This is a genomic window from Mesorhizobium ventifaucium, from assembly GCF_935822925.1.
Classification (GTDB): Bacteria; Pseudomonadota; Alphaproteobacteria; order Rhizobiales; family Rhizobiaceae; genus Mesorhizobium; species Mesorhizobium ventifaucium.
The window spans coordinates 45,749-63,595 of record NZ_CAKXZS010000006.1; the positions used below are offsets into that span (position 1 = coordinate 45,749).

Genomic DNA, 17,847 nt, shown 5'->3' on the forward strand with positions numbered 1-17,847 from the left:
CGACGATCGAATGGATTACCTCGATCAAGGGGCGGAATTTACCCCAGCAAAATTACCGGTCTCATCGTCGCTCTCATGACCGATCTCCTTGCTCCCCGACCGCACGAGGCAGTGCTCGAGATCGGCACCGGCCTGGGCTACCAAGCCGCAATCCTCGCGGAACTCGCCGGGCAAGTTTGGAGCGTCGAAATCATCGAGGAATTCGCAAGCCATGCCGGGGCTCTCCTGCAGGGCCTCGGCACCTCCAATGTCGGCATTCGTGTCGGAGACGGGTCTCGCGGCTGGCCTGAGCACGCCCCATTCGACAAGATCCTGGTCACCGTGGCGGCTGAACGGACGCCGCCGGCTTTGCTTGAGCAGCTCAAGCCAGGGGGACGCCTGGTACTGCCTGTTGGATCTGAAGAAGTCCAGTTGCTGGCTGTCATCGACAAGGACGCGGCAGGGCAACTCAAGACTCGGAAACTCATCCCAGTTCGGTTCAGTCGGCTCGAAACGGTCACATGAGGGGTGCGGCTGCGCGGAGCCGTGCTGGAAGATCAGGATAACGCGCGCCGCATCGATCACACGGGCGCTGGATGGCATCGCCGATCTTTTGACATCCATGCCGCAACGCTACTCGTCGAGCACGCCTGCAGCCGCCGGTCGCAGCCGCTGGCGATCATGCCGGCGCGGTCGTATGCGCGCTTCTCAAAGACCCTTATCCAGCCTACTGTGTGCCTACCAGAGGGCAAATGGGTCGCTCATCTGGGAAATGACGGCCAAAGGCTCAAGGAATTCGCCCAGTGGCCAACACGTAGCGGGCAGGAGGTAACGATGGATCTCAAGGACAGGCGCCTCTGGTACGGCGTGGTAGCCGTGATCGTGGTATTGGTCGTGATTGCTTATGCGGCTGGTTGGTTTGGCGGCACACCGATACCAGCGCCGCAGCAATGAGAGCGATCGTCATTCTCGCTTGGCGGCAGCTGACTGCTCAGTCTCTAAAGGTCGAAGGAAGGGACACCTGATTGGCTGTTTCGCTGGCTCGGCTACCATCCTGACGACGCACAGCCTGGACCGTTTTTGAGATGGCTTCCGCTCAACTTGTTGGACGGACCGGTCCTTGGATCGCGCGCAATCCGCAACACTCCGCCATCGGGCCGGATAACTTCGATAATGGTTTCGACACGGACAAACTGCGATCCTACGGAGTAGCCAGGCGCCAGGTCATGCCGGAAGTCGTACACTGGAGCCACAAGGGCCCAACGACCGGGCGGAGAACTCGCATCAGCCCGGCCTTCGGCGGTTTCGAAGCTAAACTGCCACTCCCTTGATCCCGCTGCCCGGCCAGCGATGGAGCCGGGCTACTCCAGCACAGATTCTGCCCGTCGATCACCTCGATCGGCACGGACTCCAGACCGACAGCGTCGAACAGCCGCGCATTTGACCGCGTTCGCCAAATTAATGGCTGGATCTTTGCGAAGCCTCCACATCTGCGTGAACGAAGCCCTCCAGGCATCATCGTGATTGGACTTCACGATCCGTTGGAGTCACGCTGGCTGCAGGCATAAGAAGGATATGGGTTGACCAACTATCGTCCGAATAGGAGGCCAAAATGAAACACCAGACGATCGAGCAACTGCAGATCGTCGCCGAGATCGATCAGGCCTACCCGCGCCAGGCCATGTCGCGCAGCGAACGTCTTGAACGCTGGGCGGAGCTCCTTGAACGGAACCCTGACCGGCGCCTCTCGACGCTGCACCAGACCGAGTATCAGCCGGTTAGAGCACGCGGGGCCATGCGCGGCGACGGCTCGCCGATCTCAGTCGCTTTCGAGGATCCTGTCCTCCGCGCCGCCGGGTTGGAAAACGACAACTACGGCGAAGCGAAGCGGTTCTTCGAACTGACCGACAGGCAATTGCATGAGATCATCTGCTATTGCCATTTCGGCGCGACGGTGACCGCCGCAACGGCCGCCCGTCACATCCGTGCGGCGATTGCCGGGAGACAGCCCGGCATGTTCGCTCGGATGCGTGAGGCGTTCGTCGGATAAGCCGGCGACGCTTCGCGGCATCATTGTTGAAGCGGGCTCGCATTGAAAGCCGCCGCCGCAGCGCAGGCAAGCGCTCCCCACGCGGGAAGGCTGCGTTGAATGAGCGATGGTGCGGTCATGATTATCCAAGGTCCTTTTCGAGAGCGGCGTCAACTGCTGGGCTGAGCTGCACCATCTGTTGCGCCGAACTCTGCAGGGCGATTGCCGGCAGGTGAATGAACGCGCCGACGCGTCGCCAGGCAAGCCTGAGGATCCCCTCAATCGATTCCTCGTCGTGATCGACGCGGTAGTCTCCGGCAGGTTGCGGCGCCTCAAAACCCGGCAGCCGGAACGCGGATGAAAAGTGAACGACGGTCTGCGTGGTGCGACTGGCCATGGGTGCGGCTTTCCGCAGGAGCACGCCGACGCCCCTCCTGCATCTTTTCCATCCGAACCGGAAAGGTCCCAATGCTGCCAGTACATCCGTGGTCAACGCCGTGGTTCAAAGGCTCGAACAGAGCGACATGCGCGCCGAATAAGCGCTATACATTCGCTGTCGGAAAATTCGGTGCTTCATGGCGGGTCGAAGGTCGCGGACCTATGTCGATCGGGACCGCGAAAGCCAAATCGGCCAAATCCACGCAATCTATATAAATGTCTCGATGCACATTAAATCAAGGCTCAATAGGTTTGGTTCGTAATTGCGGATTAATATAGTCTGTTGTCGGAAAAATTAAGAGGGATGAATTACAATAAAATTGCTTATTGCTCCGCTTTTCGGACGGCCAAAAGCGCCGGTAACAACGACTGATTTACATTTCAAATATTTTCGGCTTGAGGAATTAAAAATTTGGCACTCCTATCATTCGAGTGCCAAAGGGGCTATGTTAAGTGTTGCAGTCGCTCTATGTGCGGCGGCAGAAAGAACCCCCAATGAAATTCCGGCCACTCCACGACCGCGTCGTCATTCGGCGCGCGGAAAGCGATACCAAATCCAAGGGCGGGATCATTATTCCCGACACCGCCAAGGAAAAGCCTCAGGAAGGCGAAGTGATCGCCGTTGGGCCCGGCTCGCGTGACGAGAGCGGCAAGCTGATCCCGCTCGACGTCAAGGCCGGCGATCTCATCCTGTTCGGCAAATGGTCCGGCACCGAGGTCAAGATCGACGGCGAGGATCTCCTGATCATGAAGGAGGGCGACATTTTGGGCATCGTCGAGAAGACCAAAGCGGCCAAGAAAGCCGCCTGACCGGGCGATTTCCGATCCCGCAATTTCAAGACTGAACTGGACGTAAAATCATGTCTGCCAAGGAAATCAAATTCGCTACCGATGCCCGCGACCGGATGCTTCGCGGCGTCGAAATTCTGAACAACGCCGTCAAGGTGACGCTCGGCCCCAAAGGCCGCAATGTCGTCATCGACAAGGCCTATGGCGCGCCGCGCATCACCAAGGATGGTGTCGCCGTCGCCAAGGAAATCGAGCTTGCCGACAAGTTCGAGAACATGGGCGCCCAGATGGTGCGCGAAGTGGCCTCGAAGACCAACGACCTTGCTGGTGACGGCACGACGACAGCCACGGTGCTGGCCGCTTCCATCCTGCGCGAAGGTGCCAAATTCGTTGCCGCCGGCATGAACCCGATGGATCTCAAGCGCGGCATCGACCTTGCTGTGGCTGCCGTGGTGAAGGACATTCAAGCCAGGGCCAGGAAAGTCAAATCTTCGGACGAGATCGCCCAGGTTGGTACGATCGCCGCCAATGGCGACGCGTCGGTCGGCGCCATGATCGCCAAGGCGATGAACAAGGTCGGCAATGAGGGCGTGATCACCGTCGAAGAAGCCAAGACAGCCGAAACCGAACTCGATGTCGTCGAAGGCATGCAGTTCGACCGTGGCTATCTCTCGCCCTATTTCGTCACCAATGCCGAGAAGATGCGCGCGGAGCTGGAGGACCCTTACGTTCTCATCCATGAGAAGAAGCTCGGCAATTTGCAGGCGTTGCTGCCGATCCTCGAAGCTGTGGTGCAAAGCGGTAAGCCGCTGCTGATCATCTCGGAAGACGTCGAAGGCGAGGCGCTGGCGACGCTGGTCGTCAACAAGCTGCGCGGCGGCCTCAAGGTCGCGGCCGTCAAGGCGCCAGGCTTCGGTGACCGGCGCAAGGCGATGCTGGAAGACATTGCCGTGCTCACCGCCGGCCAGATGATTTCCGAGGATCTCGGCATCAAACTCGAGAACGTCACGATCGACATGCTCGGGCGGGCTAAGCGCGTGCTCATCGAGAAGGATACGACGACGATCATCGACGGCGCCGGCGAGAAAGCCACCATCCAGGCGCGCGTCCAGCAGATCAAGTTGCAGATCGAGGAAACGACCTCGGATTACGACAAGGAGAAACTCGAGGAGCGGCTGGCGAAGCTGGCTGGCGGCGTTGCCGTCATTCGCGTCGGCGGCGCGACCGAGACGGAAGTCAAGGAAAAGAAGGACCGCATCGATGATGCGCTGAACGCCACTCGTGCAGCCGTGGAAGAAGGCATCGTTGCCGGCGGCGGTGTTGCGCTTTTGCGCGCCAAGGCAGCTTTGACTGAGCTTACTGGCGCGAATGCTGACATGACGGCAGGTATTTCGATTGTGCTGAGAGCACTTGAAGCGCCGATCCGCCAGATTGCCGAGAATTCCGGCGTTGAAGGTTCGATCGTCGTCGGCAAGCTCTCCGACAGCAAGGATCACGATCAGGGCTTCGACGCCCAGAACGAAGACTATGTCGACATGATCAAGGCCGGTATCGTCGACCCCGCCAAGGTCGTTCGCACGGCCCTGCAGGATGCCGGCTCGATTGCCGCGCTCCTGATCACCGCTGAAGCAATGATCGCGGACATTCCGCAGAAGGTTTCGCCCGCTATGGGTGGCGCAGGAGGTATGGGCGGAATGGGCGGAATGGACTACTGAGCGGCGCCTGAGACTATAGCCAGGACGACGGAAGGCCAGCGACGCGGGCACATGCGAGCCGATATCTCGGCGATCATCGGTTCGCTCGACATCGTGTTCGGGAGATCCATCGATAGGCTCGTCGCTGTCGTATTTGCTGCTAAAAATGGTCTTGGAGACAAGAACATGACCGACACTCTTGCCGAGAAAACATGTACGCCTTGTCGCGGCGGCGTCCCGCCGCTCACGCGTGATGAAGCCCAACGCTTCCAGGCACAGGCTCCCGATTGGGAGCTGGGTGACGATGCCCACCGCATCCAGCGAAGCTTTCGATGCCGCAATTTCCGGGACGCGCTCGCCCTTGTTCAGGAGATCGGTGAGCTCGCCGAAACCGAAAGCCATCACCCCGACATCAGCTTCGGCTGGGGTTATGTGACGGTTTCCCTGAGCACCAAGAAGATAAAAGGACTGCACGAGAACGATTTCATCATGGCGAGCAAGATCGACCGGGTGTTCGATCGCTCGGGCCGGCCCCTCGACCGCCAGCGGTGACACGGCAAAATCCATTGCCAATCAAGCGAGGTCGTTTATGCCACACATCCGAACCGACAATCAGCCCGTAACTCAGATCACGGTTATCGAGCCGAGCCGGGAAGCAGGCCCAAACTCCTATATGCTTAGCGCAATGCATAGGTGGTTTCATGGCGCAGTTCTGCCGATTTGTTAACGTGGATACACAGACCATCGTTTGGGTGAACCCCGAACAATTCGGTTTATGCGACCGGACGCGACACATACGATTACGCACATAATCTTCGATGAGGGACATACCCTCAAGGTCGACGGAACTATCGAAAGCACCATGAAGGCCCTCAAAGATGCCGACCGGACCTAAAGGCCAGAAGCGCCCAGTCATTGCGCGGTCGCGGAAATAGACCTGTCGGCAAGAGCGGGCGGCTTAGTCATTCAACGTCAGGAGCGTGTCGGCCGCTGCCGTTGTTTCGATCTTTGGCGCGGTTTACCTTTTCACGGAAAGCAGCCAGTAGATCAGCCGGGGCATCTAGGTCATTGATCGAAGCGAAGAAGGCAGCAACCATCGCGGCTAATTGATCGTCCGCCTTGCCGTTGTCGTTCATCCTGGGCAGTGGCTGCCGCTCCATTTGTTCCATCTCCAGCGTGGAAACTTAGCACATGACCGCGATTGAGTCGCGCTCAACGCGGCCACATTGGAGGACCTTACGCTTTTGCTTTCCGTTTTGCAGGCACCAGGCGCGGCAGCCTTGCGGCCTAGCCCAATAGACTTCGCCAGTTCCGAGCGCTGGGCGGCGTAGTTGGGCGCCGTCATAAGGTAGTCCCCCGGCAAGTCCCACTTGCTTCGAAATTCGGCGGGGTCATGCCATGGTGGGTGGCTAGATGCCGCTTGAGCGATTTGAATTTCTTGCCGTCTTCAAGGCAGGTAATGAAGTCTGGGGTAACCGATTTCTTCGGATTGACGGCGGGGACGAGCGGCCGCTGTTCAACTATCGTCGGCTGGCTAAGATTCGAAAGCGACGAGTGAACTAATGCTAATCAGATCCGGCAGTCCAGCGACGGGCACCGAGTTGTTGCTCACGAACGCAGCTACAACATCGGCAGTAAGTTCAGCTAGCTCGGCAGCGCGACGGTCGGCTTCTTCGGTCAATTCATCAAATCCTTTTGCTGTTCCTAACCGAGACTAGGCGAGGCGTTGGTGGACGTCGTGCTCGGCTCGGCGCCGTGCCATGACTGCCTGCTGTTTAACACGCAGTTGTGTCGTGGCGGTATGCGGTAGTAGCGGCCACTTCCGGAAAGCTAGAAGCCCCGCTTCTTCAGGGTTTTTCGCTGAGGGAAGCGTAGCGGCGACATCGACGGGTGATCCGCAGGGGAGGGAGCAGCGTCAGAGGCCAGCGATGCGGCTTGCTCGGCACGAGACGACGGCAGGCCACCCTCACCAAGCCACTCGTCGTAGTGATGGTCTAAGGCCAACAACAACTCGTCTGGCTTATCCATGCCGCTTCGGAATAACTCGATGATGTGACGGCCAATACGCTCCCTGGCCGGATCGCCAACTGCTATCCCAGCCTGATCGCAATATTCGTCGACCACTGTGGCCAGCATTGAAAGCTGCGTTGGATCCGCTACCCGGTTGAAGCTCAAATCGCTTCTCCCTTGTTGGGCGAAAGCGTGATCGACTCTTCCAATCGCCGGCTTGCCATGTAGGTCACGGCGACCCTCCGCATATAGTGTATCGGTTCCGTACATACGAGTCGATTCTACCTGCGCTGCCCGTTTAATAACTCGGCGCCAATTCGCGCCTACCTCGTCGTGAACGCTGGCCTGATCGCGGGTTATCAAACTAGGTCCAGATGATAAAAAAACCCGCTGCCGGAGGGGGAGGGCAGCGGGTTTGATTTAAGCTCACCACAGGGGGGCGCGGTTAGCTTGGCACCGGCATTGTACCTGGGAGAGGAGCCAGCGGCTGCGACCGGCGGCTGGCTGGCCTGCTCGACGAGTTCGCCATGCGGCATGGATGTCAAGAGATCATGCTTCGCGGACGGGGATTTTTCATCGCGATCCGCAGAGAGCACATCCCGCACCGCGCCGTTGTCGGTTCCGGCCCCGCTCCTATATGCTTAGGGCAATGCATAGGAGCAGGAGCAGGGGCAATGAGTTATTCCATAAAGCTCGGTAAGGAGCCGAATGTCCTGATGGTCAATGACTTGTCCAGCAGGCAGGCCGTAAACCAAGCGCGCGAACTCAAAGCGGGGAATATCAAATTCCACATCTATGCCAGCGACGGCACTTTGACCGAACTGGATGATCTTGAGCGTGCCGTGGAGGGCGACGACGTTGCCAAGCCAACCTAAAGGCCAGAAGCGCCCAGCCGACGTGATCGGCAACGCCGTCCGCGTCACGCGCATTGCGAACGGCGAGGAAGCCGACGACGTTCTTGACGACGGCAAAGACCCTGCCGCAAAGGCGCTTGGCGCAAGGCGCGAAATTGCGCGTGACATTGGCGACGTTGTCGGAGGTGCCGAAGCTCGGCTCCATGGACGTCATCAAGGTGACGAGAGCGACGAGCGCGATCGTCCGCAAGGCAGGGAGCGCCGGTGGCTATTTCCCGCTTATAAAAGAGTAGGGGATTGCCGCGCGAGAACGTTGCGCACGTTCGACACCTGCCATTGGCCATTGCGCGCTGTGGGAACGCCGCGGTTGTTTAGAGCGATTGCCAGTCCACGTAGGCTGGTGATGCCCGACCGCTGAAGGAAGCGATGATTGGCAGCACGGTCTGGGCAAACCGGTCGGCTTCTTCGATCGACATCTTCCGGCCTTTCGCCGCGGCCTCAGCGGTGCTGGTCGGGTTGCCGAGTTTCATGCCAGTGGTCTTGCGCGAGGCGAGGGCGGCCTTGGTTCGTTCCGAGATCATTCGCCGCTCTTTCTCGGCGAGCGCGGCATAGAGGTGCAACATGAACGGATCGGCATCGGCACCGAGTTCGGCCACAATGAAAGGAACGCGCTGGACCATCAGGCCGGCAATGAAGGCGACATCGCGCGAGAGTCGGTCGAGCTTCGCCACAACGACCGGGCTTTTGAGCTGTCGGGCAAGGACGAGGGCGGCGGTCAGTTGCGGGCGTCGATCAAGAGCGTCCGCGCCCTTTCCGGTTTCGATCTCGGTGAACTCCTGGAGGATGATCATTCCCTCGGTCTCGGCAAAGCGGGCGACCGCGGCACGCTGGGCCTCGATGCCTAAGCCTGAACGTCCTTGCCGCTGTGTGGAAACTCGATAATACGCGACTGCGGTCGGCATGTTGCTGTTCCCAAGGGGTGTGCAAACTGCAAACCACCGTTTGCAGTTTGCTCGCCGGCCCCATCAAGGCAAGTTCTTTCTGGTCTTAGCCGGGTAGGCTTTGTCGCCACGCAACATATGGGTTTGCGACTGCGGCGGTGAAACTTCGCCGACCCCTCCAGCGTTACTGCGTCTCTGTTCAACACAAGGGGCATCATGATCAATCCGGGGACGAGCACGCTTCTTCTCATTCTGGCGGCTATCGTGCCGGTCGCGGCGGCGGCAATTGCCGGCAATCTCGCTACCATTCCCAACGTACCGACATGGTACGCCCACCTGACCAAACCCTCTTTCAACCCACCGAATTGGGTATTTGCCCCGGTGTGGACGACGCTGTACCTGATGATGGCCTATGCTTTCTATCGCGTGCTGAAAGCTAACGCCGACTGGATCAGCTTTGCGGTGGCGATCTTTCTAATTCAGATCACGCTCAACGCGGCCTGGTCGTGGGTGTTCTTTTCATTCCACAGCCCGCGAGGTGGCCTCGTGGTCATCACGCTTCTCTGGCTTGCGATCGTCCTGACCATCCTGGCGTTCTGGCAGATCGATCCGACGGCCTCGATGCTACTTTGGACTTACCTGTTGTGGGTCAGCTTCGCGGCAGCATTGAACTGGGAAATCGATCGACTCAACTGACGCTATTTTGGAATGTGCGACGACCGCCTTGCACTGAAGAGGGCTTGGGGTGGTTTCTTGAAGTTCAGGCCCTAGTACCCGGTGACCTCGGAGCGCGACTGATTGTGCCACTCGATCAAGGCATCCTGATCGTCTTGGTCATCGGCATCGGGTGCCTCGTAGGCGACGCACATCAGCAACTCATGTCTGGCCTACCGGGGAAATAGCCTGCGCTCCGTTCAGGTCTGCTGACGCGCGGTCTTGAGCGTGCTTAGCCGGTGTCCTATAGCCACTCTGGATCATTGGGGTTTTAACATGGACGAAAAACTGACAGCGCTCTCAAAACGTCTCAAGGACGAGCAGCGCGATCTACTTCTCGCCGCCGCCGAGCAGAACACAATACCGAGCGCCAGCACGATTCAACGAGTGGCCATGCTTGAGCTCAATATCGCTGCCATTGAGAATACCCTCGCCGACGAAAAATGATCCGAGCGGGAAATGAGCGGACCAGCCGTTCGACGAGCCGGGCGTGCCGCCTACAGGAGCTTCATATCTTCGTAGGTGGTGACGAAGGTCACTGATGTGTCCAGTTTTCCCTCTAGCTCATGGATGGAGGTCTCCTTCCAGCGCGCCCTGGTCTTCAGCCAGAAGATCGCTGCAGTGACGGCCTCCCGACCTTCACCGGTTGCCTTGCGGTAGAGGCTTTCGGCGACCCGTGCGTTGGCCTTGATGGCGCCGCTCTCGAGCTCATGGGCGTAGGTCGCCTTGAGGTCCTGCTCGTCTGTGGCGAGCACGCAGGCGATGTCGGCCGTGCTAAGCCCGAAGCCGGCCAGCGCCTCCACCCTGGAGCTCAGTGGCCGGTTTTCCAGAGGAACTTCGATATCGGGGCTCATTCGGCCCGGTCCGCGTCCCAGAAGGTGACGGGATTGTTCGCTGGCGGCGTGCCGGCAGGAGTCTTGCCCAAGCTTGCAGGATCCGGAGCGCACAGGATGATGCGGCGGATCTCATGCACCTGCTCGATCGGCTTGCCGTCCAGGCCTGAGTGCTCGTTGACGGAGGTCTCCTTCCAGCGGCCGCGTGCCTTGAGCCAGAAGATCGCGGCGATGACCGATTCACGACCTTCGCCCGTTGCCTTGCGGAAGAGGTTCTCCGCCACCTTGGCATTGGCCTTGGTGTGGCCAAAGGCCAGTTCGTGTTTATAGTGCTGCGCAGCGTCTTCGCATCGATACCGAGCATGCCGGCAATGTCGCCGGCACCAGGCTGATGCGCGAATGGCAGGGGGTGGAACATTGCGCGACGGTCCTGGCCGACAGCTACGAATATGATGGCAGGCCCTAAATCGCTCTCGGCAATCGCTCGCGCGATCACCGGCACACGCTGGAACGGCCTGGTCTTTTTCGGCCTGAAGAGCCAGAGGGGGAGGGCGCAATGAACGTGCACTCACCCGACAAAAGCAGGTGGTGCGAAAGCTGCGCTGCGCAGTCTACACCCGCAAGTCTTCGGAGGAGGGGCTCGACATGGAGTTCAACTCCCTCGACGCCCAGCGAGAGGCCTGTGAGGCTTACATCGCCAGCCAGCGGTCTGAGGGATGGGTTCTGGTGCCTGATCGGTATGACGATGGCGGCATCTCCGGCGCCACCTTGGAACGCCCCGGCCTGAAGCGGCTGCTGCGCGATGTCGAAGCCGGCCTGGTCGACGTGGTGGTGGTCTACAGATCGACCGGCTCTCGCGGGCGCTCACCGACTTTTCCCGGCTGGTCGAGCTGTTCGAGGCGAACAACGTCACCTTTGTATCGATCACCCAGAGCTTCAACACCACGACCTCCATGGGCCGGTTGACGCTGAACATCCTGCTTTCCTTCGCCCAGTTCGAGCGCGAGGTCATCGGCGAGCGCATCAGGGACAGGTTCGCTGCATCCAGGCGAAAGGGCATGTGGATGGGTGGCAACGTTCCATTTGGCTACCGGGTCGAGAACCGCAAGCTTTTGATCCAAGAGGACGAGGCAGCCATTGTACGCTCGATCTTCGAGCGATTCCTGCTGATAGGTTCGGCAACCATCCTGGCGCGAACGTTGAATGCGGAGGGTCTCAGGCGCAAGAACGGGAAGGCCTTCGACAAAGGCCTGCTCTACAAGCTTCTCTCGAACAGGGTCTATATCGGCGACGCCGTCCACAAGGGTGCGAGCTTCCCTGGCGAGCATCAGGCGATCATCAGGCGCGAACTCTGGGACAAGGTCCGCTCGATCGTGGCGGAAAGCCCGAGCAAGCGGGCCGGACAGACCCGCAGGCAGACGCCAGCCTTGCTCAAGGGGCTGATCTTTGCTCCGAGCGGCTACGCCATGACACCTGTCCATACCCGCAAGAAGGGAAAGCTCTACCGCTACTACGTCACCACGAGCGTGCAGAAGCTCGGACCGGAGACATGCCCGGTTCGCCGTGCGCCGGCAGGCGAGATCGAGGCTGCGGTCATCGACCAGCTTCGGGCGCTGCTTCGAACGCCCGAGATGACCGTAAAGACCTGGATGGCCACGCGAAAGGACGATTCCAGCATCACTGAAACCGAGGTCCGTGAAGCCCTCGTCCAGTTGGATCCACTCTGGGATGAGCTCTTTCCGGCCGAGCAGGCCCGCATCGTCCAGCTTCTGGTCGAGCGGGTGGATGTCGCCGTCGAGAGCATTTCCATCCGGCTTCGCACGGAAGGCATGGCCAGCCTCGCGACGGAGCTGCGACAGCAGCCGGAGCACAGGAGGACTGCATGATGCCGTCAGTGGCCAAATATGCCGAACTCAGCCCTGACGGCAAATCGCTCACCGTCCATCTGCCGCTGACCCTGCGCAAGCGTGGTGGCCGCAAGATCATCATCTCGCCCGCCGGCGCACAGCAATGGAACCCAGCACGGCCACGCATAGACAACACTCTGATCCGAACGCTGGCGCGGGCGTTCCGGTGGAAACACATGCTGGAAACAGGCGAGTTCGCCACAGTGATCGAACTTGCCGCGGCCGAAAGGCTTGACCGCTCCTTCGTCTCCCACGTGCTCCAGTTGACGCTGCTCGCGCCCGATCTGGTCGAAGCGATACTCGACGGACGGCAGTCCATGGGAGTTCAGCTCCAGGCGCTCGTCAGGGGTTTGCCCGTCGAATGGGAACGGCAACGGGAGTTGATGGCTACTTGCTGCTGACAATCTTCCCTGCGGCCGCCCTCAGAGAAGCCAGGCCAGCGACTGGCGAAGTAATTGTGTCCCATCCTTGTGGAACCACCGGCCATGGCTGAAGATCACGCGCTTTGGCTGAAAAGCCACGAGGCGCTCCGCGGCCGCCTTCGCCTTCTTCCGTTTGATGATCATCCGTAGGTAAATGGGGGCCTTCCCCACAGGTGCCGTGACGCCTAAGAGGCGCGCCGCCGGCCTGATGATGAACGGCAGCTTTTCCGGCTCGAGATTCAGAACTAGATCCGTAAGCACCATAGTTCGGCTGTTCTTGTGATAGAACGCGATTTCGGTGAACCCACCGGCTCCTGGAACGACAACCTGATCGAGATCTTTCGACCAGGCTTCCGGCGCCGCTGCGGCCAGATCGTGATCGATCCTGACGCCAGCCCGACGGACCTGATGGCGCAAGCCCGGAGCGGCCCAAGTCGACGCTCCCTGCACATGGTTCTGCCACTCCTTGAGGAAGGTCCAGTGGGCACTGTTTGGTGCAACCAGATGCACTATCGGACCAATCTGCTCGAGCTGCTTTCTCAGCTCAAAAACGAACCGTGTTGGTGAATGCAGCAGGAGACCGCCATTCCCGAGCTGGATAACCGTCATGCGCACCGGGACTGGAATGCCCATCACGCTCAGCGGTCCGCTGTCGACGATCCAGATCCCAGGGGCGACAGGCTTGGCGACATCAAGAGGAGGGTAGGTGGCGTCTTCGGGTTTCATGGTTGTGCTCCATTCAGCTTGGAGCTGGCGCAACACGCCGTCGCAGAGGCAGGAAGCTTCACGCGCGCTGCGGCTAAGCGCCTTGATGCGGTAGGTCGAGCCGAACTAGCCTTGCAGCGTAACAACTGTCGAGCAGCAGCACTTCAGATGGATTTCAGAGCGGAGCTTTCTGCCTCGGATCGCTTAAAGATGATAGTGACCGCAGTCCCTTCGCCAGCACTCGACTTTACGTCGAACTGCGCCTTGGCATTCTCGGCTAACGAGCGGGCGATCAGCGCGCCAAGCTTGCCGGTCTTGGGCCATGATTCGCCCTCCGGCAGGCCGATACCATCGTCGGCAACGATGACCCGGCAGCCGTCGCCATCTACGACGCTGTGCAGCGTTATCGTGCCTCCCTCACGCCCTCGGAACGCATGCTTCAAAGCGTTGGTCAGCAGTTCGTTCACGACCAGTCCCGCAGGCATGGCAACGTTGATCGACACCGGATATGTGTCCACTTTCATGTCGAGGCGAATACCCTCTACGGCATGCGAAGTCATCACCGCGGACGCGATCTGGCTGAGATAGACGCCAAGGTCGACTTCATCCTTCTGTTCGTCGGCCGATAACGTCTGGTAGAGGATCGCCAGAGCGTCGACACGCCCGGCGAGCCTCTCAAACCGCTGCTGATCGGGCTCCGTGGCGTTGCGGGTTTCGAGACGGATCAACGCCGTGATCATCTGGAGGTTGTTCTTCACCCGATGCTGGAGTTCGCGCAGCAGCGTGTCCTTCTCGCGAACGAGTTCCTCCACCGGGCGCCCGTCATCATTTTCACCATGGGCTGACACGTCGACCAGAGCCACCAACCGGAAGCACCGCATGCCATCGTCGTCCACGATGATGTTTGAATAAACGTCAGTTATCACGGCCCTGTCCGCTTCGCGCTCCAGCCGGAAGGTGCCGACGAAATCGGTCCCCTCAACCACGGCTTCGCCAAGTGGCCGGTCCTGGTGCTGATGGAGGCCGATACCAGGGAGTGCTGCCCAATTCTGCCGGGTAAGCGCGGCCGCCGTTAGACCGGACAGTTTTTCGAATTCCGGATTGGCATAGACCACGCGCTCTTTCGCGCTCAAGTCCGAAACAGCAATCGCGATTGGCACCTGGTCGAGGAATTTTTTGAACTGATCGCTTTCCAGCGCGGTGGCAAGATCGGGTGTATCGAGCAACTGCTCAACGGCCTTCTCTGAATCCGATGTCATCTCGGGGCCCGTTCTTTTCCCTGAAAAGCACAGTACCAGTCATGGGCTCAACCGGCCATCGCCAAATTTGAAGCCGCGGTGAGGTTCACGAGTAGGAAGGCACGAGCCTTGTCTCGCGTAGCGGTAGAACCAAGGTGAAGCGCAGGCCATCTTGTTGATAGTCGAGTTCAACCTTGGCATCACATTGCACGGGTACCACCTTTTCTAGAAGCGCGGTGCCAAAACCCCGCCGCTTCGGCGTCTGAACCGGGGGTCCGTTGCGCTCCTGCCAGGCGAGGCTGAGCGTCTGCCCAGCACCAGAACTGCCGACGGACCAACAGACGGCAAGCTGACCTTCAGGCCGAGACAACGCCCCGAATTTCGCCGAATTGGAGGCAAGCTCATGGAGGGCCATGCCGACCGGTACGGCAATGTCGGCAATGAGCGCGACGTTCGGTCCTTCAAGCCGTATACGTGGGCTGTCGTCTGTCTCGTAATGTCGCAGTTCCCCCTCAAGAAGTTTGTTCAAAGAGGCGGTCTGCCAGTAGTCGTCCGTCAAAATCGAATGCGTTTCGGCCAGTGAGACGATCCTGGCCGAGAAATTACGCACGAACTCCTCAACGCTATCGGTTGACATGGCCGTTGCGCCCATCATGGCCCTAACATTGGCCAGCGTATTCTTGACGCGATGATGCAGTTCCCGGATCAGCAGGTTCTGCCGCTGGGTCACTTCCTGCTTCTGTTCGATATAGGACTTGACCTCGAGCTGGCGGGCGCGGGCGCGCAGAGCAGATCGCACAGAGTTGGCGAAACTCGAGGCCAGAAACGGCCGTTCAAGCACGATCAGGTGACGATCGAGAAACGCAAGACGCTTGTCGAACTCGGTGCCACGCATTGTCAGAAGCACGATTGGAAAATCTGACCACGCCGGCTGATTCTCGAGCCAAGCTGCAAACAGACTGCGATCGGCGCTGATCAGTGCCTCCTCGGCAACGACAAGGCATTGTGCGCGGTCCAGAAGCGGCATTGCTTCGTCGAGACTCGAGCAGATGCATGAACTGATCCGACTGGCAGCGAGGATCGAACTTGCAATCTTGCCATCACGCCCTATCGGCGCAAGCACAAGAACTTCCGGGTCCAGTGTCATCAGGACGGCTCACCTTCGAGAAGGTCGGCCTTCTTGCCCTCGAATGAAGGCACGCCCGTAAGGATGCCTCGGAAACCCTCCAGTGGCTCACCCACAGCCAATCCAGCGGCGGTGATTTTGAACTCACGAATGGTGTCTTCGTGCGGGCCTACGCGCCTTTTTACGACCGAAATAGCGCGCCTCAAGCGACCGCCACTCTCGAAGAAGCGCAAAAGCATGACGGAATCGCAGAGATACGTCATTTCGACAGGAGCTGCCACCTGGCCAATCAATCCATGATTGGCCAAAACCAGAATTGTAACCACTCCCTTGTGATTGAGATAAGTAAGGATCTCGTGCATTTGAAGCACGAGATGCTGCTCTCCAGACATGGTGTTAAGGTAGCCGGTGAGGCTGTCGACGACGACGATCCTTGCATTGGACCGTTCGACGGCGGACTGAATGCGCGCCGACAGCTCACCAGGCGAAAGCTCCGCCGGGTCGATCTGTTCCAGCAACAATCTGCCCTCTTCGGCAAACGCCTCCAGATTCATGCCGAGGCCTGAAGCGCGCGCCATGAAGATTCGTTTTGTCTCGTCGAACAAGAGCACCAGGACGCTCTCGCCTCGGAGGAGCGCAGCATGACAATAAGCGCTGGCAATGGTTGATTTTCCCACCCCGGAGGGACCCATAAGCAGGGTGCTGGTGCCGCGCTCCAAGCCTCCGCCAGCCAAGTTGTCAATTGAAGTTTCGCTTGAAGCAGGCGGGCCATACTCGACCAGCTCATGCTCGGAAGCGACAAGCCTGGGAAACACGGTCAGGCCGCCCGGCCGAATGACGAAATCGTGGTAGCCACCGCGGATTTGTACCCCACGCATCTTGATGACGCGCAGCCGCCGTCGCTCTCCGCCGTACACCGGCGACAGCTGTTCCAACCTAATGACGCCGTGACTGATCGAGTGCAAATTTAGATCGTCATGTCCTGCGGTCAGGTCATCGAGCAATAGGACAGTTGCATTGCTGAGCAGGAAAAAGCTCTTAAGTGCCAGTACTTGCCGCCGATAGCGCAACGAGCCTTGTGACAAGAGACGGATTTCGGATAGCGAATCGAACACGACACGGTCTGGCTTGAGGCGCTCGATTTCCGCCAGCGCTGATTGCACGGTCTCACCAAGCTCGAGATCGGAAGAATGAACCAATGTCTGGAGCTGGGATGGATCGAGGCTAAGCTCTGGAGGGACAAGCTCTAGGATTTCTATGCCATCGAGGCTCAAGCCATGTCGGCTCGCGACCGAAAGCAGCTCGCGCTTACTTTCGGATAGTGTGATGTAGAGGCATCTCTCCTTGTTCTGCGCGCCATTGAGCAAAAACTGCAGCCCGAGTGTGGTCTTTCCCGAGCCGGGTCTGCCTTCGACGAGATGAGATCGGAACTTGGCGTACCCACCTCGAAGGACATAATCGAGGCCTTCAACTCCTGTGACTATCGGTGAAGCGTCGTCAGTTTCCACGTTGGCCCCTTCGGCTTGGTGAACACCCTAACGGCCAGCATTTTCAATAGTTCCGTACGCCCGATATGCCGTTCTCACGCCCGTATATGGTCGGACGGACTATTGCGGCGGACGAAGTCGCAGTTCGCCTCCACGCGGCCCAGCCGCTCGTAGCGGCACCAAAGATGTTCAACACGTGACGCGGCAGCCGTATGGAGCCGCATTGCGATCCTGGCTACCGGAATCCGGCCGCCGACAGAGTGTACGAGTCGCTGAGCGGCCCGCTCGCCTTGAACGGCTACTTTTCATACTTCAAATCAAGAGCGGACTGTCCGTTGGGCCCCCCGTTCGGCACCGGAGCCCTGCTCCTAGGCCGAAGCGGCTGACTAATTGGTCACCGGTCGGTTTGCTTTCTGTGTTCTCCGCATAGCGGCCCGTTGCACCAAACGACCCCCAGCCTCGAGCCGGAAAACCCTGTGATTTCAATGGAGGAAAGCTAGGGAGTAAAAAGGCGCACTCCCCAGCTTTGGAGAATAGGGGCTGACAGAGAGCAAAAAAGGCACCTTCACTACCAGCAACAGTCCCCAGCTTTCGGCCGAAAGCCAGCAGTTCTGCGGGGTTTCTGAGCCGCCAAGTCTACGCAGAGAACGTTCCGGGAGTGCCCTTCCCGAGAGATGGGTG

25 protein-coding genes and 3 pseudogenes are annotated in these 17,847 nt (G+C 59.3%); 16 read left to right on the forward strand and 12 right to left on the reverse strand.

All coding sequences use genetic code 11. The features are described 5' to 3' along the window. From NMG70_RS05500 to NMG70_RS05515, 4 genes and pseudogenes are all read left to right on the forward strand, one after another. A partial coding sequence (locus NMG70_RS05500) for a protein-L-isoaspartate O-methyltransferase family protein (protein ID WP_436798353.1) occupies positions 1-504 on the forward strand: 504 nt, incomplete at its 5' end. 21 nt (positions 505-525) lie between these two features. Then, on the forward strand, positions 526-933 hold the full coding sequence (locus NMG70_RS05505; RefSeq protein ID WP_254023594.1) for a hypothetical protein: 408 nt from the start codon (positions 526-528) through the stop codon (positions 931-933). 230 nt (positions 934-1,163) lie between these two features. After that, positions 1,164-1,288 (forward strand): annotated as a pseudogene (locus NMG70_RS05510) (IS6 family transposase); the annotation flags it as partial. Between the two features lie 303 nt (positions 1,289-1,591). Continuing rightward, entirely contained in the window at positions 1,592-2,029 is a 438-nt protein-coding gene (locus NMG70_RS05515; protein ID WP_095492058.1) for a hypothetical protein, read from the forward strand. A 121-nt stretch (positions 2,030-2,150) separates the two neighbouring features. Here the strand turns inward: NMG70_RS05515 and NMG70_RS05520 are convergent, their stop codons facing one another. Continuing rightward, positions 2,151-2,405, reverse strand: coding sequence for a hypothetical protein (locus NMG70_RS05520; RefSeq protein ID WP_254023595.1), 255 nt, complete (start codon positions 2,403-2,405; stop codon positions 2,151-2,153). 536 nt (positions 2,406-2,941) lie between these two features. Between NMG70_RS05520 and NMG70_RS05525 the strand changes: the two genes are divergently transcribed. From NMG70_RS05525 to NMG70_RS05535, 3 genes are read left to right on the forward strand one after another with little or no spacing between them, the layout of a single operon-like run. Next, positions 2,942-3,256, forward strand: a complete 315-nt coding sequence (locus NMG70_RS05525) for a co-chaperone GroES (protein ID WP_254023596.1) — start codon at positions 2,942-2,944, stop codon at positions 3,254-3,256. A gap of 50 nt (positions 3,257-3,306) precedes the next feature. Beyond that, positions 3,307-4,950, forward strand: a complete 1,644-nt coding sequence (gene groL, locus NMG70_RS05530; protein ID WP_254023597.1) for a chaperonin GroEL — start codon at positions 3,307-3,309, stop codon at positions 4,948-4,950. 51 nt (positions 4,951-5,001) lie between these two features. Further along, a complete protein-coding gene (locus NMG70_RS05535) occupies positions 5,002-5,481 on the forward strand; it encodes a 4a-hydroxytetrahydrobiopterin dehydratase (protein ID WP_367185500.1) in 480 nt (159 codons plus the stop codon). 410 nt (positions 5,482-5,891) lie between these two features. Here NMG70_RS05535 and NMG70_RS05540 read toward each other — a convergent pair whose 3' ends face one another. The 3 genes and pseudogenes from NMG70_RS05540 to NMG70_RS05550 form a co-directional block, all read right to left on the reverse strand. Beyond that, positions 5,892-6,089: a hypothetical protein gene (locus tag NMG70_RS05540; RefSeq protein WP_254023613.1), complete on the reverse strand. Its 198-nt coding sequence runs from the start codon at positions 6,087-6,089 to the stop codon at positions 5,892-5,894. 83 nt (positions 6,090-6,172) lie between these two features. Next, positions 6,173-6,610: pseudogene (locus NMG70_RS05545) on the reverse strand (Ros/MucR family transcriptional regulator); the annotation flags it as partial. Positions 6,611-6,759: 149 nt separating this feature from the next. Next, a complete protein-coding gene (locus NMG70_RS05550; protein WP_254023598.1) occupies positions 6,760-7,104 on the reverse strand; it encodes a hypothetical protein in 345 nt (114 codons plus the stop codon). Between the two features lie 509 nt (positions 7,105-7,613). On the opposite strand from NMG70_RS05550, the gene NMG70_RS05555 reads away from it, so the two are divergent. Next, on the forward strand, positions 7,614-7,814 hold the full coding sequence (locus NMG70_RS05555; RefSeq protein WP_077380193.1) for a hypothetical protein: 201 nt from the start codon (positions 7,614-7,616) through the stop codon (positions 7,812-7,814). Between the two features lie 83 nt (positions 7,815-7,897). Beyond that, positions 7,898-8,086, forward strand: a complete 189-nt coding sequence (locus tag NMG70_RS05560) for a hypothetical protein (RefSeq protein WP_254023599.1) — start codon at positions 7,898-7,900, stop codon at positions 8,084-8,086. Here the strand turns inward: NMG70_RS05560 and NMG70_RS32835 are convergent. Together NMG70_RS32835 and NMG70_RS05565 are read right to left on the reverse strand one after the other, a co-directional pair. Further along, entirely contained in the window at positions 8,073-8,198 is a 126-nt protein-coding gene (locus NMG70_RS32835; protein ID WP_367185502.1) for a recombinase family protein, read from the reverse strand. The two genes, NMG70_RS05560 and NMG70_RS32835, sit on opposite strands and share 14 nt — an antisense overlap. Beyond that, positions 8,165-8,755, reverse strand: coding sequence for a recombinase family protein (locus NMG70_RS05565; RefSeq protein ID WP_367185501.1), 591 nt, complete (start codon positions 8,753-8,755; stop codon positions 8,165-8,167). Before NMG70_RS05565 ends, NMG70_RS32835 begins: the two co-directional genes overlap by 34 nt. Positions 8,756-8,950: 195 nt before the next feature. Between NMG70_RS05565 and NMG70_RS05570 the strand changes: the two genes are divergently transcribed. Both NMG70_RS05570 and NMG70_RS05575 read left to right on the forward strand, forming a co-directional pair. Then, the gene (locus NMG70_RS05570; RefSeq protein WP_254023600.1) at positions 8,951-9,430 is read left to right on the forward strand and encodes a TspO/MBR family protein; all 480 of its coding nucleotides are present in this window, start codon (positions 8,951-8,953) and stop codon (positions 9,428-9,430) included. Positions 9,431-9,724: 294 nt separating this feature from the next. After that, a complete protein-coding gene (locus NMG70_RS05575; protein ID WP_236372122.1) occupies positions 9,725-9,895 on the forward strand; it encodes a hypothetical protein in 171 nt (56 codons plus the stop codon). 50 nt (positions 9,896-9,945) lie between these two features. On the opposite strand, the gene NMG70_RS05580 is transcribed toward NMG70_RS05575, so the two are convergent. Next, positions 9,946-10,302: a hypothetical protein gene (locus NMG70_RS05580; protein ID WP_254023601.1), complete on the reverse strand. Its 357-nt coding sequence runs from the start codon at positions 10,300-10,302 to the stop codon at positions 9,946-9,948. Next, positions 10,299-10,565 (reverse strand): hypothetical protein, encoded by a 267-nt coding sequence (locus NMG70_RS05585; RefSeq protein WP_254023602.1) that lies wholly within the window; start codon positions 10,563-10,565, stop codon positions 10,299-10,301. Before NMG70_RS05585 ends, NMG70_RS05580 begins: the two co-directional genes overlap by 4 nt. Positions 10,566-10,672: 107 nt before the next feature. On the opposite strand from NMG70_RS05585, the gene NMG70_RS33205 reads away from it, so the two are divergent. From NMG70_RS33205 to NMG70_RS05605, 5 genes and pseudogenes are all read left to right on the forward strand, one after another. Next, the gene (locus NMG70_RS33205; protein ID WP_254023611.1) at positions 10,673-10,747 is read left to right on the forward strand and encodes a hypothetical protein; all 75 of its coding nucleotides are present in this window, start codon (positions 10,673-10,675) and stop codon (positions 10,745-10,747) included. Beyond that, positions 10,734-10,841 carry a DUF2924 domain-containing protein gene (locus NMG70_RS33210; RefSeq protein WP_254023612.1) on the forward strand — a complete coding sequence of 36 codons (108 nt, stop codon included), beginning with the start codon at positions 10,734-10,736 and terminating at the stop codon, positions 10,839-10,841. The genes NMG70_RS33205 and NMG70_RS33210 overlap by 14 nt, the downstream gene beginning before the upstream one ends. 85 nt (positions 10,842-10,926) lie before the next feature. Next, a pseudogene (locus tag NMG70_RS32845) lies at positions 10,927-11,603 on the forward strand (recombinase family protein); the annotation flags it as partial. 144 nt (positions 11,604-11,747) lie between these two features. Next, entirely contained in the window at positions 11,748-12,167 is a 420-nt protein-coding gene (locus tag NMG70_RS32850) for a recombinase zinc ribbon domain-containing protein (RefSeq protein ID WP_367185503.1), read from the forward strand. Then, positions 12,164-12,589, forward strand: coding sequence for a hypothetical protein (locus NMG70_RS05605; RefSeq protein WP_254023603.1), 426 nt, complete (start codon positions 12,164-12,166; stop codon positions 12,587-12,589). The genes NMG70_RS32850 and NMG70_RS05605 overlap by 4 nt, the downstream gene beginning before the upstream one ends. A gap of 21 nt (positions 12,590-12,610) precedes the next feature. Here the strand turns inward: NMG70_RS05605 and NMG70_RS05610 are convergent, their stop codons facing one another. The 4 genes from NMG70_RS05610 to NMG70_RS05625 all read right to left on the reverse strand — a co-directional run bounded on the left by NMG70_RS05610 (position 12,611) and on the right by NMG70_RS05625 (position 17,187). Beyond that, complete coding sequence (locus tag NMG70_RS05610) at positions 12,611-13,336, reverse strand: DUF4336 domain-containing protein (protein ID WP_254023604.1); 726 nt, start codon at positions 13,334-13,336, stop codon at positions 12,611-12,613. Positions 13,337-13,479: 143 nt separating this feature from the next. Next, a complete protein-coding gene (locus NMG70_RS05615; protein ID WP_254023605.1) occupies positions 13,480-14,574 on the reverse strand; it encodes a sensor histidine kinase in 1,095 nt (364 codons plus the stop codon). An 85-nt stretch (positions 14,575-14,659) separates the two neighbouring features. Then, a complete protein-coding gene (locus NMG70_RS05620; RefSeq protein ID WP_254023606.1) occupies positions 14,660-15,700 on the reverse strand; it encodes a sensor histidine kinase in 1,041 nt (346 codons plus the stop codon). Beyond that, entirely contained in the window at positions 15,700-17,187 is a 1,488-nt protein-coding gene (locus tag NMG70_RS05625; RefSeq protein WP_254023607.1) for an ATPase domain-containing protein, read from the reverse strand. Before NMG70_RS05625 ends, NMG70_RS05620 begins: the two co-directional genes overlap by 1 nt. Between the last annotated feature and the right edge of the window lie 660 nt (positions 17,188-17,847).

Excerpts from the sequence above, each read along its gene's own strand:
- NMG70_RS05515 (WP_095492058.1), top strand. The coding sequence starts at position 1,592 with ATGAAACACCAGACGATCGAGCAACTGCAGATCGTCGCCGAGATCGAT.
- NMG70_RS05520 (WP_254023595.1), bottom strand. The coding sequence starts at position 2,405 with ATGGCCAGTCGCACCACGCAGACCGTCGTTCACTTTTCATCCGCGTTC.
- NMG70_RS05525 (WP_254023596.1), top strand. The coding sequence starts at position 2,942 with ATGAAATTCCGGCCACTCCACGACCGCGTCGTCATTCGGCGCGCGGAA.
- groL (WP_254023597.1), top strand. The coding sequence starts at position 3,307 with ATGTCTGCCAAGGAAATCAAATTCGCTACCGATGCCCGCGACCGGATG.
- NMG70_RS05535 (WP_367185500.1), top strand. The coding sequence starts at position 5,002 with ATGCGAGCCGATATCTCGGCGATCATCGGTTCGCTCGACATCGTGTTC.
- NMG70_RS05540 (WP_254023613.1), bottom strand. The coding sequence starts at position 6,089 with ATGGAGCGGCAGCCACTGCCCAGGATGAACGACAACGGCAAGGCGGAC.
- NMG70_RS05555 (WP_077380193.1), top strand. The coding sequence starts at position 7,614 with ATGAGTTATTCCATAAAGCTCGGTAAGGAGCCGAATGTCCTGATGGTC.
- NMG70_RS05565 (WP_367185501.1), bottom strand. The coding sequence starts at position 8,755 with ATGCCGACCGCAGTCGCGTATTATCGAGTTTCCACACAGCGGCAAGGA.
- NMG70_RS05570 (WP_254023600.1), top strand. The coding sequence starts at position 8,951 with ATGATCAATCCGGGGACGAGCACGCTTCTTCTCATTCTGGCGGCTATC.
- NMG70_RS05575 (WP_236372122.1), top strand. The coding sequence starts at position 9,725 with ATGGACGAAAAACTGACAGCGCTCTCAAAACGTCTCAAGGACGAGCAG.
- NMG70_RS05580 (WP_254023601.1), bottom strand. The coding sequence starts at position 10,302 with ATGAGCCCCGATATCGAAGTTCCTCTGGAAAACCGGCCACTGAGCTCC.
- NMG70_RS33210 (WP_254023612.1), top strand. The coding sequence starts at position 10,734 with ATGGCAGGCCCTAAATCGCTCTCGGCAATCGCTCGCGCGATCACCGGC.
- NMG70_RS32850 (WP_367185503.1), top strand. The coding sequence starts at position 11,748 with ATGACACCTGTCCATACCCGCAAGAAGGGAAAGCTCTACCGCTACTAC.
- NMG70_RS05605 (WP_254023603.1), top strand. The coding sequence starts at position 12,164 with ATGATGCCGTCAGTGGCCAAATATGCCGAACTCAGCCCTGACGGCAAA.
- NMG70_RS05610 (WP_254023604.1), bottom strand. The coding sequence starts at position 13,336 with ATGAAACCCGAAGACGCCACCTACCCTCCTCTTGATGTCGCCAAGCCT.
- NMG70_RS05615 (WP_254023605.1), bottom strand. The coding sequence starts at position 14,574 with ATGACATCGGATTCAGAGAAGGCCGTTGAGCAGTTGCTCGATACACCC.
- NMG70_RS05620 (WP_254023606.1), bottom strand. The coding sequence starts at position 15,700 with ATGACACTGGACCCGGAAGTTCTTGTGCTTGCGCCGATAGGGCGTGAT.